The 14736-nt window shown below is 64.3% G+C and carries 11 protein-coding genes and 1 tRNA gene; 7 read left to right on the top strand and 5 right to left on the bottom strand.

Annotation, left to right across the window (positions count from 1 at the left end; genetic code table 11):
* Nucleotides 1-283: 283 nt before the first annotated feature.
* Nucleotides 284-1372 (top strand): IS110 family transposase, encoded by a 1089-nt coding sequence (locus tag ACTIFP_RS05795; RefSeq protein WP_439567756.1) that lies wholly within the window; start codon nucleotides 284-286, stop codon nucleotides 1370-1372.
* Nucleotides 1373-1884: 512 nt separating this feature from the next.
* Here the strand turns inward: ACTIFP_RS05795 and ACTIFP_RS05800 are convergent.
* From ACTIFP_RS05800 to ACTIFP_RS05820, 5 genes are all read right to left on the bottom strand, one after another.
* Entirely contained in the window at nucleotides 1885-2814 is a 930-nt protein-coding gene (locus tag ACTIFP_RS05800; protein ID WP_439567757.1) for a HEPN domain-containing protein, read from the bottom strand.
* A 52-nt stretch (nucleotides 2815-2866) separates the two neighbouring features.
* On the bottom strand, nucleotides 2867-3115 hold the full coding sequence (locus tag ACTIFP_RS05805) for a sigma factor-like helix-turn-helix DNA-binding protein (protein WP_439567758.1): 249 nt from the start codon (nucleotides 3113-3115) through the stop codon (nucleotides 2867-2869).
* Nucleotides 3112-4263, bottom strand: coding sequence for a tyrosine-type recombinase/integrase (locus ACTIFP_RS05810; RefSeq protein WP_439567759.1), 1152 nt, complete (start codon nucleotides 4261-4263; stop codon nucleotides 3112-3114). Before ACTIFP_RS05810 ends, ACTIFP_RS05805 begins: the two co-directional genes overlap by 4 nt.
* A gap of 145 nt (nucleotides 4264-4408) precedes the next feature.
* A tRNA-Ser gene (locus tag ACTIFP_RS05815) sits at nucleotides 4409-4498 on the bottom strand.
* A gap of 81 nt (nucleotides 4499-4579) precedes the next feature.
* Entirely contained in the window at nucleotides 4580-7819 is a 3240-nt protein-coding gene (locus tag ACTIFP_RS05820; protein WP_439567760.1) for an amidohydrolase family protein, read from the bottom strand.
* 140 nt (nucleotides 7820-7959) lie between these two features.
* On the opposite strand from ACTIFP_RS05820, the gene ACTIFP_RS05825 reads away from it, so the two are divergent.
* The 6 genes from ACTIFP_RS05825 to ACTIFP_RS05850 all read left to right on the top strand — a co-directional run bounded on the left by ACTIFP_RS05825 (nucleotide 7960) and on the right by ACTIFP_RS05850 (nucleotide 14691).
* The gene (locus ACTIFP_RS05825) at nucleotides 7960-9138 is read left to right on the top strand and encodes a CaiB/BaiF CoA transferase family protein (protein ID WP_439567761.1); all 1179 of its coding nucleotides are present in this window, start codon (nucleotides 7960-7962) and stop codon (nucleotides 9136-9138) included.
* Between the two features lie 90 nt (nucleotides 9139-9228).
* Nucleotides 9229-10104, top strand: a complete 876-nt coding sequence (yghU, locus tag ACTIFP_RS05830) for a glutathione-dependent disulfide-bond oxidoreductase (protein WP_439567762.1) — start codon at nucleotides 9229-9231, stop codon at nucleotides 10102-10104.
* Between the two features lie 179 nt (nucleotides 10105-10283).
* Complete coding sequence (locus tag ACTIFP_RS05835) at nucleotides 10284-10727, top strand: TadE/TadG family type IV pilus assembly protein (protein ID WP_439567763.1); 444 nt, start codon at nucleotides 10284-10286, stop codon at nucleotides 10725-10727.
* A gap of 2 nt (nucleotides 10728-10729) precedes the next feature.
* Entirely contained in the window at nucleotides 10730-12358 is a 1629-nt protein-coding gene (locus tag ACTIFP_RS05840; RefSeq protein WP_439567764.1) for a TadG family pilus assembly protein, read from the top strand.
* Nucleotides 12359-12456: 98 nt separating this feature from the next.
* Nucleotides 12457-13353: a PAS domain-containing protein gene (locus ACTIFP_RS05845; RefSeq protein ID WP_439567765.1), complete on the top strand. Its 897-nt coding sequence runs from the start codon at nucleotides 12457-12459 to the stop codon at nucleotides 13351-13353.
* A gap of 144 nt (nucleotides 13354-13497) precedes the next feature.
* The gene (locus ACTIFP_RS05850; RefSeq protein ID WP_439567766.1) at nucleotides 13498-14691 is read left to right on the top strand and encodes an acyl-CoA dehydrogenase family protein; all 1194 of its coding nucleotides are present in this window, start codon (nucleotides 13498-13500) and stop codon (nucleotides 14689-14691) included.
* Nucleotides 14692-14736: the final 45 nt, after the last annotated feature.

Consider the following 14736-nt stretch of genomic DNA (forward strand, 5'->3'; position numbering starts at 1 on the left):
TGCGGTGTTCAGGGAAACAGGGAACGATTCAGAATGGCAATAATAGGCCGGGTTATATCGTCCGCTGTTTCTGCCAAGAGAGGCGTCTGCTGGCTGATAGGGCGAAATGCAGATGGCGGACTCTTCGAAGATCAGGGAGCCAAATATGAGTGCCGCCGTATTTGGCGAGGACTTGGCGTTGCTCCCGACCAGCACGGCCGCTGCGCCCGATGAGAAACCTTGCGTCGTTCCCGCCAGCGGCGCGACCCTCGCTCCGGTCAAACGGAAGCGAAGGAGTCGTGTGATGGAATACTTTACCGGCCTCGATGTCTCGGTCGACGAAACCGCAATCTGTGTCGTTGGCGATGACGGCAAAGTAGCGTTCGAAACCGCCGTCGAAACCGATCCGGCTGCGATCGCGGAGGCGCTCAGGCCATATGCCGACCGCATGCGCCGCGTCGGCCACGAGGCCGGATCGCTGTCGCCGTGGCTGCATACCGAGCTGCTGGCGGAAGGTGTTCCAGCGGTCTGTCTGGAAACGCGTCACGTGCGCGCGGCGCTGTCGGCGCAGCGCAACAAGACCGACGCCAACGATGCACTCGGCATCGCCCATATCATGCGGACTGGCTGGTTCCGCCAAGCGCACGTCAAGACGGACGCCTGCTATCGGATCAGGCTGCTGCTCGTTCAGCGCCGCAATCTGAAGCGCAAGTTCCTCGACCTTGAAAATGCCATCCGCCACTCCCTGAAGGTGTTCGGAATCCGGCTCGGCAAAGTCGGCCGCGGCGCCATGGAGAAGGTCGTGCGCGAGTCTGTTGCCGGCGACGCGATGACCGCTGGCCTGATGGACTGCATGCTTCGGGCGCGCGCTGCCCTGTGGGCTGAGTATCTGACGCTGCACAAGTTGGTCGTGCAGATCGCCATGCGCGACGAGCTATGTCGGCGGTTCATGGCCATCCCCGGAGTCGGTCCGGTCACCGCGCTCAGCTTCAGCAGCGCGATCGACGATCCGCAGCGGTTCCGTCGTTCGCGCAATGTTGCGGCCTACTTCGGACTGACGTCGAAGCGGTGGCAGTCGGGCACGTCGATCGATGTGCACGGACGCATCAGCAAGGCGGGCGATCCCGACGTGCGCCGCGCGCTCTACGAAGCGGCGTCAGCAATGCTTACCCGGTTCAAGGGCCGCGACATGATCAAGACATGGGGGTTGAAGCTCGCGAAGACGAAATGTCATGCGAAAGCCCGCGTCGCGGTGGCGCGCAAACTTGCAATCGTGATGCACGCGATGTGGCGCGACGGCACCTTTTATGTCGGCGATCCGGACGCGTCTGCGCACGACAACGACGCATCGAACGCAGCGAAACTGCGGCGGCTCAGCCGCGCGAACTCATGAACACCACCGCCCCATTGACTACCGGTTGACGGCGCAACGAGCTTAGGAGGTCCGCGCAAGCGGCAGAGGAATGATACAGACCTGGAAAACGGGAAGCACGATATCTTGCCTGTGGCCGCACCGCGCGGACCACGCCGGAGTGCCTGTGATGCTGCCCCGTAAATCCGATAGCGACATGTGCCGCGACGGCGCCAGCACCGCAAAGCTGCGGTCCCAACATCCCGTCGATGAGCCCGGAAGAGTGCACGGCGTATCAGACCTCGACCACATCGCGGATGCTCAACGGCTGTCGTCGAATAAGGGCCGATTACTTGCTATGAAGGAGAGATGGAGATGGCGAAAACTTCGAAAATCACGGAGCCAAATAAGAGGGCAAGATAAAAGCCGTGCCAGCTTGGCACTCGCGATGGTCGGTTTTCTGCGGCTTTGAGCGTATGGCACGGCGCAAAAATGCCATACCCGGCGCGCGAAACGGCGCGCATCCGCGCGCGTTTCGTATGGCATTCGGCTAATTAGGGGCGAATTGAAGCGTCTGCTTCGAGTCCAGCAATCCGCTCCGAGCAGATCGCGTGGACCGCGCGGCCGAGGTCTTCGACGCAGCCGCCGAGCCACATCAGCTCCTCTTCGGTGATGCGATAGTGCTTCGAATAGCGGGCTTTCACATACGCCTCTTTCAATTTCTCGAAGCGCGCACGATCTTCGCGAAGTTCACGCGGCCATGCATCGACCAACCGCATGTCGATCCGCTCAGCTTGAGTGCGGAGGAAGGCCAGGTTGTGAACATGCGGGGTGTAGAATGTGCATACCAGAAGGACGCAGTGGTATAGACGTTCTGCCGCCTGATGCATGTTGAATGCGGCTTCCCGCAAGCCGCCATCCTTCGCGAGGAATTCGGCGGCGCTTTTGAAGCGGCCCGCGCTCGGATACCACTCGTCGAAATACTCCCGCGCCATTGCCAGCGCCTGCTCGGGCGTTTTGGGCTTGGGGGTATGAAGCGGTTTGTCATCATATTCGTAGAGCGCGACCCCATCGCGCGCGACGTCCATGAAGAAATAGCGGCCGTGCGCCAGCCCGTCGTTGACCTCCTGCAAGGTGTGAACGATGAAGTTGACCGGCGTCTTGAGCGTTTTGTCGATCGCGAGCTCGCGAATGAGCCGGTCTTCGAGCTTCCCCCAGAAATCGACCTTCTCTGTCAGGCGCTTGTCGTTGACGATGATGAGGAGATCGAAGTCGGAGCGATAGCCTTTCGCTGTGTGTGGCTCGTCCACCCAGCCGCCGCGCGCATAGCTGCCGTATAGGATGATTTTGTCGATCCGGCCCTTTTTCTTCCAGCCCATCGTGCCGAGCGCGATGGCATCTTCGAATTCTTCGAAGACGATTTGCTTCACGCGGTCGAGCTCACGCTGCTTGTTGGGAGGAAGATGGTCGAGGTCGGTTTTCATCGCTGGCGGCACCCTGTCGGCGCGGCGGCTGATTGGCAAGGTCTAGGCGGCTTTATCGCCCCCAGAATTGCCACCACCTGCGGTTCTTTCTGTCCAGCGATTGGGAGATGACCCGCAAACTGCGGATCATCGCTTGCTCGACCTCGGCAACGCTGACGCCATGGCGCTCGGCAAGCTCGCGGTAGCTTAGCTCCCGTACCCGGTGGCCGAGAAAGATGGTGCGGTCGGCCTCGTCGATCCGATCCACGGCGCGCTCATACTGCCGGAGCAGATGGCGCCGCGCGCGGGTGTAGCGGCTCACGACTTTTTGCCTTCGCAATAATCTGCCCATTCGGTCATCATCACCCGGCGCTTCTCAAGGAGATTGCCGCGCCGATATGCGGCCTCCGTTTTGTTCGCGACGATATGGGCGAGGGCGGCTTCGGCGACGTCGCTGGGATGATTGGTTTCTTCGCTCACCCAATCCCGGAACGACGAGCGGAAACCGTGCGCCGTGAACGGCTGTCCCATTTCCTTGAGCAATTTGCTCATCGTCATATCCGACATCGGCTGTTTGCCACGGACGCCGGGAAAGATAATGGGGCAACCGGGAAGGCGGAGCTCCGCGCACCGCTCGACGATGCGGATGGCGCGACAGCATAGGGGCACCACATGCTCCCGGTTTGCCTTCATACGGCCCTTGGGGATGGTCCACAGGCCATCGGCAAGGTCGATCTCATCCCAAGTGGCTCCGCGCACCTCGCCCGACCGGGAAGCGGTGAGGATGGCAAATTCGAGTGCAAGGCGGCTGAATGACTCTCGCTCGCGCAGCGCAGGGATGAAAGCGGGGACCTTCGCGTAGGGCATCGCCGCGAAATGGCCGTCCTGCTTCGGTTGGCGTGGCAGGCCTTTCGTAATCGCCTGCATTGGCGCTTCGCTGTCGCGGTAGCCCGACGAGTATGCCCAATTGAGGACGGCGCCGACCCGCTGGCGAACGCGGCGGGCAGTTTCGGGTTTTGATAGCCAAATCTCAGACAGGAGGTTGCGGATCATCGGGCCAGTAATCTCATTGACCCGGACATTGCCGATATGCGGGAAGGCATAATCGCGCAGACTTTGTTGCCACTGCGCTTCGTGCTTCTCGTTCTTCCAAGTTTTTCGGTGAGCCGCCAGAACTTTGGCGGTGGCTTCACGGAAGGTCGGAATGCCTTGCGCCTTCCGGCGCTCGAAAAGCGGGTCCAGCCCGATCTCGACCTGACTGCGGATTTCTCGCGCTCGCTCGCGGGCGTCGGCGAGGCTGATCTTGGATGCGCTGCCCAAGCCGAAGTCCCGACGGTTGCCCGCCTTCTGGACCCGGCACACCCAGCTCTTGCTGCCTCCCGGCTGCACGACGAGATAGAGGCCGTCACCGTCGGAGAATCGTCCGGGACGGGTAGCCGACTTAACGGCGCTGACCGATAGCCTTTTCATGCTGATTTTTTCCCACGTTTCTTACCACAAATTCAAATGTGTGGGTCTGGACAGCATGGGATACATGAGGACACGAAACACCCCGGAGAGCCTAGGTTTTCCTAGGCTCTCGGCGGATGGTCGTGGATGTGTGGAAATAAGAAAATGGAGGAGAGTGAGGGATTCGAACCCTCGGTACCGTTGCCGGCACTTCGCATTTCGAGTGCGACGCTTTCGACCACTCAGCCAACTCTCCTCGCTGAGAGGTGACGCCCCTAGCGGCGGTCCGTCGCGCTTGCAACCCTCTAGTCACAAAAGCGACGAACCGCGCTGCGAATTAGGGCTTTTCGGTTTCCCACCAATAGGCGGCGCGCTTGCGCGTCCCCGTCGCCACCTCGTTCATCGTCAGCGGATCATACAGCCGCCCGCCCAGCATGACGCGATGGATGCGTTCGGTGTTGCGAATGTCCTGCGTCGGATCGGCGTCGAGGATCAGCAGGTCCGCAAGCTTGCCTGCCTCGAGCGACCCGACGTCCTCGCCATAGCCCAGCGAGGTGGCAGGCATGATCGTCGCGGCGCGCAGCGCGTCGATATTGCTCCACCCGCCGCGCACGAACGACCAGATTTCCCAATGCGCGCCGAGCCCCGATTGCTGGCCGTGCGCGCCGATCGACACCATCCGCCCCGCCGCGGCGATCTTGCCCGCCTCGCGCGCCGAATCATCGTCGACATAATCGCCCTCGGGCGCGATCGTGCGTCGCTTGTTGCTCGCCGCGAGCTCGGTCGGCGGGATATGTTTGGTCAGGATCGGATGTTCCCACACATTGGTGTGGGCGCGCCAATAGGGATCGCCCGCGGGGCCACCATAGGTCACGACGAGCGTGGGCGTATAATCGGTCTTGGTCTGCCCCCACAGCTGCACCAGATCCTGATAGAAGGTGTGGAGCGGGATGTTGTGCTCGACGGTCGAATTGCCGTCCTGGATCAGCGACACGTCCATCGTGTAGAGCGAGCCACCCTCGGGCACCACGAGCATGCCTTCCGCCTGCGCCGCCTTCACGACCATCTGGCGCTGGTCGCGGCGCGGCTGGTTGTAGTTTTTGACGCTGTGCGCGCCCTGCGCCTTCAGCCGCCGGACATGCGCCAGCGCGTCGTCATAGCTGTTGATCTCGGCATAGACCCCCGCCGCCTTCGCGCCATAGATGATCTCGCCGGTCGAAAAGATGCGCGGCGCCAGGATCAGGCCGGCGCGCTGCATTTCGGATGACACGAAGATTTCCGAGGCGCGCGATGACGGATTGTGGCTGGTCGTCGTCCCCATCGCCAAATTGACGATTTCGGACCAGTTCTGCTGCGGCACCAACTCGTCATCGCCGTGGCTGCCGTGCGCATGCGCATCGACAAAGCCGGGGATGATCGTCTTGCCGGTCGCATTGACGGTGACCGCGCCCGCCGGAACGCTGATCGACGCCAGCGGCCCGACCGCAGTGATCCGGTCGCCCTCGATAACGATCGCGCCATTGTCGATGATGCCGCCGTCCGCGCCTGTCATGGTGACGATCCGCGCCCCGGTGATGACGACGGTGCCGCGGCGCTTCGCCGCCGCCTGCGTCATCGCGAGCGAGACGCCATCGGTCGGCGGGGTGAATTTCGGCGCTTTCTCGTCCGCCGGAGCGTTGGTGAACAGGCTGGCCAAATCGGCGCTGAGCAATGTCGCGCCGCGGCTCCAGTGGAGGCGGCGGCCGCCGTCAGACCAGTGGATATATTCCGCCCCGCTGCCGCTGACCCGGGTGACCGGCAGGGCGCCGCTCTTGGTGCCGAGCGAGACATCCTGTCCGCCCGGCATCAGCGGGGTGACATAGGCATCGTAATTCTGGCGGAACGCCAGCGTACCGCCGTCGGGCGAGATTTCATAGTCGCTGACCAGTTCGCCATTGGCGTGGGTGCGCTTGTCCTGACCGCTGAGGTCGGTGCTGACCAGCTGGCTCTTGCCGTCGCCCGCGGTCACCATGAAGATGCGGTCGCTGGCGGCACCGAATTGCGGCTTGGCCCCGTCGCTGCTGACCCGCTCGGCGGTGCCGCCCGCCGCGGCGATGCGATAGACGCCGGGATCTTCGCTCCAGCGCGCCGAGGTCAGCCCGCCGCTGCCGCGCCGTTCGAAAGCGATCGTCTTGCCGTCGGGCGAGAAGCGCGGCTCGGCATAATGGCCGGGGACGCCGGTCACCTTGCGCGAGGTGCCGCCGCCCGCGCCGATGACATGGATTTCGCCAAGGCCCGTATCGGTCCAGCGCACGAAGACCAGCGACTTGCCGTCGCGCGACCAGCTTGGCCAGGCTTCGACCGCGTCGTCCTTGGCCGCGGTCAGCCGCCGCGCAGTACCGCCGCTCGCGGGCTTGAGATAAAGCTTGCCCAGCGTTTCGAACACGACGTTGCGGCCATCGGGCGATACCTCGGCCCAGCGCGGCATTTGTGTCGTGAAGCTGTCGGGCGCGACATCGACCGTGGGATGGGTGGCGTCGACGATGACGCGGTCGTCACCAATGCTGAACGGGATGATGCGCGCGTCGCCGCCGTTGCTCCCGACCCGGCGCAGCTTGCCGCCCGCCCAGAAGAGGATGTCGCGGCTGTCGGGAGTCCAGGCCATATTCGGATAGACGCCGGTGACCGCCCAGGTTTCCTGCACATCCTGGTCGAGCGCGTCGTACAGCTTGCGCTCGGTGCCCGAGGTCAGGTCTTTAACGTATAGCTTCGACTGCGTGCCTTCGCGGCGCACGAACGCCAGCCGCTTGCCGTCGGGCGAAGGGGTGGGGCGCACCGCGCCGCCAGCGCCCGAAGCCGCGGTGCTGACCTTGCCGTCCTGCAGGTCATAGCGTTCGATGTGGAACAGGTCGGTGTTGCTGTCCTGCGCATATTCGAAGATCGGGCCGGGGGTGACGTTGCGGGTGTAGAACACGCTCTTGCCGTCGGCGGCGAAGATCGGTTCGCCGAGTTCCTTCTGGTGCCGCTCATTGGGCTTTTTGACCAGCGGCACGCCCGCGCCGCCCGACACATGGTACATCCACACTTCGCCGGTGCCGAGCGAGCGCCCCGTCGTGAAGTGTTTCTTGGCGACGATGAACTGGCCGTCGGGGCTCCAGCTCGGCTGGTTGAGCAGGCGGAAGTCTTCCTTGCTCAGCTGCACCTTGCCGCTGCCGTCGCGGTTCATCAGCCAGATATTGTCGCCCCCCGCGCGGTCGGACACGAACGCGATGCGCTTTCCGTCAGGCGAAAAACGCGGCTGGTGCTCGAACGCCAGCCCCTCGGCGATGCGCGTCGGGGTGCCGCCCTCGATCGGCATCGTGTAGATGTCGCCGAGCAGGTCGAAGGTGATGGTGCGGCCGTCGGGCGACACATCGACGTTCATCCAGCTGCCTTCATCGACCGCGATCGGCACCTTGCGCGTCGCCATGCCGGGCGGGGCGTTGACGTCCCATTTTTCGGGCTTGGCGTCGGGGGCGGGCGCCGGTGCCGCCTGCTGCGCAAAAACCGAAGTCGAACAAGCCAAAGTCGCCGCAAGGGCGAGAGCAAAGCGCGCCATGTTATTATCCCCGTTTGAAATTATGTGCCGACCATATGCCGCCGGTGAGAACATGCAAGCGACAGGTTTCGACGAAGGCGCTGGCACGCTCGACAGGCGCCTGCTAGCCCGCAGCAAAGATAACATTGGGAGAGCAAGGCGTGCCGCTGAAAGGAATAAGAGTCCTCGATTTCGGGCGCTATATTGCGGGCCCTTATTGCGCCGCGCTCCTCGCCGACTATGGCGCCGATGTTATCCGGATCGAGGCGCCGGGCGGCAATGACGATCGCTACACGGTCCCCGTCGCCGACGACGGATCGGGCGCCATGTTCATGCAGATGAACCGCGGCAAGCGCTGCCTGACGTTAAAGCCCGGCAGCCCCGAGGGCCGCATTATCGTGCGACAACTCGTCGAAACCGCCGATGTCGTCGTCGCCAACCTGCCGCACGATGCACTGACCAAGCTGGGGCTGGATTATGCCAGCCTGTCGGCGATCAACCCGCGCGTCATTCTGGCCACCGCGTCGGCCTTTGGCAGCGCGGGACCGCTGGCGCAGAACGTCGGTTTCGACGCAGTCGGGCAGGCGATGTCGGGCGCGGTGCACCTGACCGGGACGCCCGATCAGCCGTATCGCGCGCAAATCAATTATGTCGATTTCGGCACCGCGCTGCACACCGCTTTCGGCGTCATGCTGGCGCTGCGCGAGCGCGAGACGACGGGGAAGGGGCAGTGCGTTTCGGGGTCGCTCCTCGGGACCGCGCTGGCATTTTCGAACTCGCTGGCGATCGATCATGCGCTCAACGGCATCGAACGCCAGCCGATCGGCAATCGCAGCTACAGCTCGGCGCCGACCGACATTTTTCGCACCCGCGACGGGTGGATCGTGACCCAGATCGTCGGGGGTGGGATATTTGCCCGCTGGGCCAATCTGGTCGGGCGCCCCGAACTGATCGACGATCCGCTGTATGCCAGCGACATTTTACGTGGCGACAATGGGGAAGCGCTGAGCGTCATCATGCAGCGCTGGTGCGACGACCGCAGCAGCGCCGATGCGATCGCCGAACTGGGCGCGGCGCGGGTTCCCGCCGCGCCGGTGCTGCGCGCGGGCGAGGCGTTGGCACAGCCCCAGGTCGCCGCGATGGGGCTGGTCGAACCCGCCGCCTATCCGGGCGCCGCGACCGAGGCGCCGGTCATTCGGGCGCCGATCACGCTGTCGGACAGCGTGAAGGTAGCATCGGCGCGCGCGCCGCAGGTTGGCGAACATAGCGACGCGATTCTGACCGAGCTCGGCTACGACGCCGCTGCGATTGCGGCTTTGCGGGCGGCAAACATTATTTGAGCGGCGAGGGGTGGACGGCGGCGCCTTCGATCCTTAAATACCGATCAGTATGAAATTCAGCCTCCCTAAAAACAGCCCAGGAGTGTCGAGATGAGCGATCAAGCCGAATATGTGCCGCCAAAGGTGTGGACCTGGGACAAGGAGAGCGGCGGGCGCTTTGCCAACATCAACCGACCGATCGCCGGGCCGACGCATGACAAGGATCTGCCGGTCGGCCAGCATCCGCTCCAGCTTTATTCGCTCGCGACGCCGAACGGGGTGAAGGTCACCGTGATGCTCGAGGAACTGCTCGAGCTGGGGCATAGCGCCGCTGAATATGACGCGTGGCTGATCAAGATCGGCGATGGCGACCAGTTTTCCAGCGGTTTTGTCGACGCCAACCCCAACAGCAAGATTCCGGCGCTGGTCGATCGCAGCGGCGCCGAACCGATCCGGGTGTTCGAATCGGGAGCGATCCTGATCCACCTCGCCGAAAAATTCGGCGAGTTCCTGCCCACCGACCCCGCAAGGCGTGCGGAAACCCTGTCGTGGCTGATGTGGCAGATGGGCAGTGCACCGTTCCTCGGCGGCGGCTTCGGCCATTTCTACGCTTACGCGCCGTTCAAGCAGGAATATCCGATCAACCGCTATGCGATGGAGGTGAAGCGCCAGATGGACGTGCTCGACCGGCGGCTGGCGGAGAACGAATATATCGCAGGCGCCGATTACAGCATCGCCGATATGGCGATCTGGCCCTGGTACGGCGCGCTCGCCAAGGGGCTGGTCTATGAAGCCGGCGAGTTCCTGCAGGTGCAGGACTATAAGAACGTCCAGCGCTGGACCGACCAGATCGCGGCGCGCCCGGCGGTCAAGCGCGGGCGGATGGTCAATCGCGTGCTGGGCGATCCGGCGAGCCAGCTGCACGAACGGCATGACGCGTCGGACTTTGACCTGCGGACGCAGGACAAGCTGGAGGCCGCCGAATAATCGCAATTTGCACGAACGGGCGGCGCAGGATGTTTAGGGCTTTGCTTATCATTCGCGCGGTTCGGCGGAATTGCGTCACTTGCCCGATCGGGGCCTAAGGCCGGTCCATGTAAAATACATAAAAGCGGCGTCGGGTTCTCTCGACGCCGCTTTCATTCTGGTCCGCCATGCTGATGGGCATGACAGCTTTCCGTCCATATCCCGGGCATCCCGGCCAGCCCGTCCCGACCCGGCTTACCCTGGCGCGCGAGGAGCGCGGCGCCGCCATCGTCGAAATGGCGCTGGTGCTGCCACTGCTCCTCGCGCTGCTGATGGGGGTGCTCGTCTATGGCCAATATTTCATGCTGGCGCACAGCGTCCAGCAGGCGGCGAACGACGGCGCGCGCGCCGCCATTATTGGCCTCGATGCCGCCGATCGCCGGGCGGTGGCGGCGCGGGCGGTGGCGCGCAGCTTGCAGGCGGTGAGCGGGGCGCACAGCGTCGCGGTGTCCGAAACGAGCGAGGCGATCACCGTCGCGGTCACCTTTACGGCGCCGCCCGACAGCTTCCTGCGCTCGGCGCTGATCCCGTCGCCGACCAACGTCATCCGGTCGCGCGCGACCTTTGAATTGCCGGTGGATTGACGATGGCACTGCTTCACACTCTTCGCGTCCTTGTCCGCGACCGGCGCGCCGGGATCAGCATCGCCACCGCCTTTGCGATGACGATGCTGATCGGCGCCGCGGCGCTCGCGGTCGATGTCGGCTCGCTCTATCTCGACCGCCGCAAGTTGCAGGGGATTGCCGATGCTGCGGCGATGGCGGCGGCTAGCCGACCGGGCGAGGAGCAGGCGGCCGCCGAGCGGATCATCGCGGCCAATTGCGATTGCGGCATCCGCATCGCGGCGCTGACCCCTGGCACCTACACGCCCGACGGAGCGGTCGCCGCCGAACAGCGCTTTGCCCCCGGCGGCGCATCGGCGAATGCGGTGCGGATCGTGCTGACGCGCGACCGCCCCTTATATTTTGGCAGCTTCCTGACCGGTCAGCCGAGCAGCGTGATCCGCGCCACCGCGACCGGCGCGCGCCGCGGCTACGCTGCCTTTTCGCTTGGCTCGCGGGTTGCCGCGGTCAATGGCGGGCTGCCCAATGCGCTATTGTCGGGACTGACCGGCAGCCAGATCAACCTGTCGCTGATGGACTATGAAGCGCTGGCCAGCACCGACATCGACCTCTTGGCATTTTCCGACGCGCTGCGCACCGAAATCGATGCCGATGTGCTGACCTTTGGCCAGACGCTCGACAGTCAGGTAACGATGCCGCAGGTCGCGTCGGCGCTGGCGCGTGCGTCGGACGGGCAGGCGGCGAGCGCGTTGGAGCATATCGCCGCACGTGCCCTGCCGCGCAGCCTGTTTCCGTCGCGCGCGATCGATCTGGGGCCGCGCTCTTCGAGCATCCGCGTCGATGCCGCCAATCCGGTCAAGGTCAATGCGCTCAGCCTGCTGCGCGCGATGCTGCTACTCGGCAGCGCCAATCGTCAGGTCGACCTGTCGCTGGCGAGCAACCTGCCCGGCGGGTCGGGAATCAACATTGCGCTGCTTATCGGCGAGCCGCCGGCGCACTCGCCGCTGATCGCGGTGACCGATACCAATCAGGTGATCGTGCGCACCGCGCAGGTGCGGTTGAAGCTCGACACCCGGATCGCGACCCCGCTTGCCAGCGTTCATATCCCGGTGCTGGCCGAACTCGGCTCGGCGTCGGCGCGGATTTCGGACATTGATTGCCGGCCCAACAGCGGCGCAGCGGTGTCGCTGGCGGTGGTCACCTCGCCTGCGATGCTGGCGATCGGCACCGTCGACGATGCCGATTTTCAGGACATGCAGCGCCCGCTCGATCCGCGGCCGGCGCGGGTGGTGAAACTGCCGCTCGCCAGCGTCGATGCCGAGGCCGAGCTGGTGCTGTCGGACCTTGCCGAAAAGCAGGTCGCCTTTGCGCGCAGCGACATCGACGATGGACGGGTGAAGACCGTGTCGAGCAGCGGGTTGGTCGCGGGCGCCGCAAAGTCGCTGTCCGATCGCATGGACCTGCGCGTCAATGTGCTGGGGCTCGGACTCAACCTCAATGCGCTGCGAACCGTCGTCGGCGATACCGTGGCGCTGGCGGCGCCAGTGCTCGACACCGTGCTGGCCGACGTCACCGGGCTGCTCGGCGTGCATGTCGGGCAGGCCGACGCGCGGGTCAACGCGCTGCGCTGCGGCAAGGCCAAGCTGGTCTGACCGCGCCATAACGGCGCCGGGGCGGATGCTTTTCGCGGCCATCATCCGGCAAAACCTCTCAAAATGATTGGACAGCGTCCGCAATCGGGGAGGTGAGGGTGACCACAGCGCAGGAGCCGCAGCGCGTTTCGGCGGCAGATTTTATCCGTGGCTTTGCCAATTGGCGGCTGCAATCGGCGCGTGAGCCGGTCGTCGTGACGCATCATGGCAAGGACGCGCATGTGCTGATCTCGCTCGACGACTATCGGCGGCTGGATCGTGACGCGGATGACGTCGCGGCGAACACCGACAAGCTGCAACGCTCGCTCGCCGGGCTGGTCGAAGCGATCCGCGACGCGGTGATCCTGATCGACCGGCAATGGCGGATCGTCGCGGTCAATCCGGCGGCGTCGGATATGCTGGAGACGTCGTGCGCCGACCTGATCGGCGCGCCGCTGCTGACCGCGGTACCGCGGCTGGGCGGCAGTTTGCTGGCGCAGCATATCATCCGCCTGATCGACCATCGCGAGCGTTTTTCGGGCGAGGTGCCCGACATCCTGCGGCCGCGCCAGTGGCTGCGCGTCGATCTGGTCCCTGCGCCGATCGGCGGCGCGCTGATCCTGCGCGATGTCAGCGGCGCCATCGACGATTTTGCCGCGGCCGACGCGCGGCAGGCTTTGCTCGATGCGGTCGAAACGGACGGCGGCATCGGTCATGCGCGCCTGTCGGTGCGCGAAACCGTCGAGGCGGCAAATGCCATGCTGACCGGCCTGCTCGGGGTCGATCCGGCAGCGATCCGGCGCGTGCGCTTTTCGGCGCTGCTGGCGGTCGGGCATCGCAGCGCCTTTGCCGAAGCACTGGAATCGGTCTTCCGATCGGGCTGCTCGGCGCGCCTGGCATCCCAGATCGTCACCCGCGACGGAACCGCGATCGCCGTCACCCTGGCCATCGCCGAGGTGCGCGGCCCCTACGCCAGCGACGGCGCCGTTGTCCTGGTGACACGGTCCGCGCCCTAGGGCGGTCGAGGGCGCCCGCGCGCTGGACAAGCGGCGCCGCGTGGCGCAATCATCGGCGCGACAAACGTTGCAAGTCGCAACTTGCCGTTTACGTAAAGGTGAGCGCGCCGTATAAGGGCGCCATTATCCGATGGGAGATTCGTGATGGACATGGAATTCAGCCCCGAAGATCTCGCCTTCCAACAGGAAGTGCGCGACTTCATCGCCGAAAATTACCCCGCCGACCTGCGTGAACGGCAGGACGAGGGCGAAGAGATGTCCAAGGAGGATTTTCTCGCCTGGCACAAGATTCTGCACAAAAAGGGCTGGATCGCACCCGCCTGGCCGGTCGAATATGGTGGCACCGGCTGGACCCCGACGCAGCGTTTCATCTGGTCGGAGGAAACGGCGCGCGCCGACTGTATCCGCCTGATGCCCTTCGGTCTCGCGATGGTCGGCCCGGTGATCTACACCTTCGGCACCCCCGAACAGAAAGCCTATTTCCTGCCGCGCATCCTGTCGGGCGAGGATTGGTGGTGTCAGGGCTATTCGGAACCCGGTTCGGGCAGTGACCTTGCCTCGCTCCGCACCACGGCCATCCGCGACGGCGACGATTATATCGTCAACGGCCAGAAGACCTGGACGACGCTGGCGCAGCACGCCGACTGGGGTTTCTTCCTGGTTCGCACCGACAAGGATGCCAAGCAGCAGGAAGGCATTTCCTTCCTGCTCATCGACATGAAGTCGCCCGGCATCACCGTGCGCCCGATCATCACGCTGGGCGGCGAGCATGAAGTCAACGAAGTGTGGCTGGAAGACGTCCGTGTCCCCGTGTCGCAGCGCGTTTACGAGGAAAACAAGGGCTGGACCTGCGCCAAATTCCTGCTCGCGCACGAACGCACTGGGATCGCCGGTGTGGCGGCTTCGAAGCGCGGGATCGAAAAGGTCAAGGCGATTGCCCGCACCGAACTCGATGGCGACAAGCCGCTGCTGGCCAATGCGTTCTTCAAACGCAAGGTTGCCGAGCTGGAAGTCGATCTGGCGGCGCTGGAGTTTACCGAATTGCGCAGCCTCGCCGGTCCGAACGCCGGACGCGGCCCGGGGCCGGAATCGAGCCTGCTCAAGATCAAGGGGTCGGAAATCCAGCAGCGGTTGACCGAGCTCAGCCTGGAGGCGGTCGGCCACTACGGCGCGCCCTATTTCCGCGGTTTCGGAGAGGGCGACAACGAGCATCCGATCGGCCCCGATTATGCCCACCGCGCCGCGCCGACCTATTTCAACGTCCGCAAGACGACGATCTATGGCGGGTCGAACGAGATCCAGCGCAACATCATCGCGAAGATGGTGCTCGGCCTTTAAGCACATAATAGACGTCATCCCGGCGAAGGCCGGGATCTCGACCTC

It is taken from the genome of Sphingopyxis sp. (assembly GCF_051861155.1).
Classification (GTDB): Bacteria; Pseudomonadota; Alphaproteobacteria; order Sphingomonadales; family Sphingomonadaceae; genus Sphingopyxis.

Coding starts and splice junctions, on each gene's coding strand:
- ACTIFP_RS05795 (WP_439567756.1), top strand. CDS start 284: ATGGAATACTTTACCGGCCTCGATGTCTCGGTCGACGAAACCGCAATC.
- ACTIFP_RS05820 (WP_439567760.1), bottom strand. CDS start 7,819: ATGGCGCGCTTTGCTCTCGCCCTTGCGGCGACTTTGGCTTGTTCGACT.
- ACTIFP_RS05810 (WP_439567759.1), bottom strand. CDS start 4,263: ATGAAAAGGCTATCGGTCAGCGCCGTTAAGTCGGCTACCCGTCCCGGA.
- ACTIFP_RS05835 (WP_439567763.1), top strand. CDS start 10,284: ATGACAGCTTTCCGTCCATATCCCGGGCATCCCGGCCAGCCCGTCCCG.
- yghU (WP_439567762.1), top strand. CDS start 9,229: ATGAGCGATCAAGCCGAATATGTGCCGCCAAAGGTGTGGACCTGGGAC.
- ACTIFP_RS05800 (WP_439567757.1), bottom strand. CDS start 2,814: ATGAAAACCGACCTCGACCATCTTCCTCCCAACAAGCAGCGTGAGCTC.
- ACTIFP_RS05840 (WP_439567764.1), top strand. CDS start 10,730: ATGGCACTGCTTCACACTCTTCGCGTCCTTGTCCGCGACCGGCGCGCC.
- ACTIFP_RS05850 (WP_439567766.1), top strand. CDS start 13,498: ATGGACATGGAATTCAGCCCCGAAGATCTCGCCTTCCAACAGGAAGTG.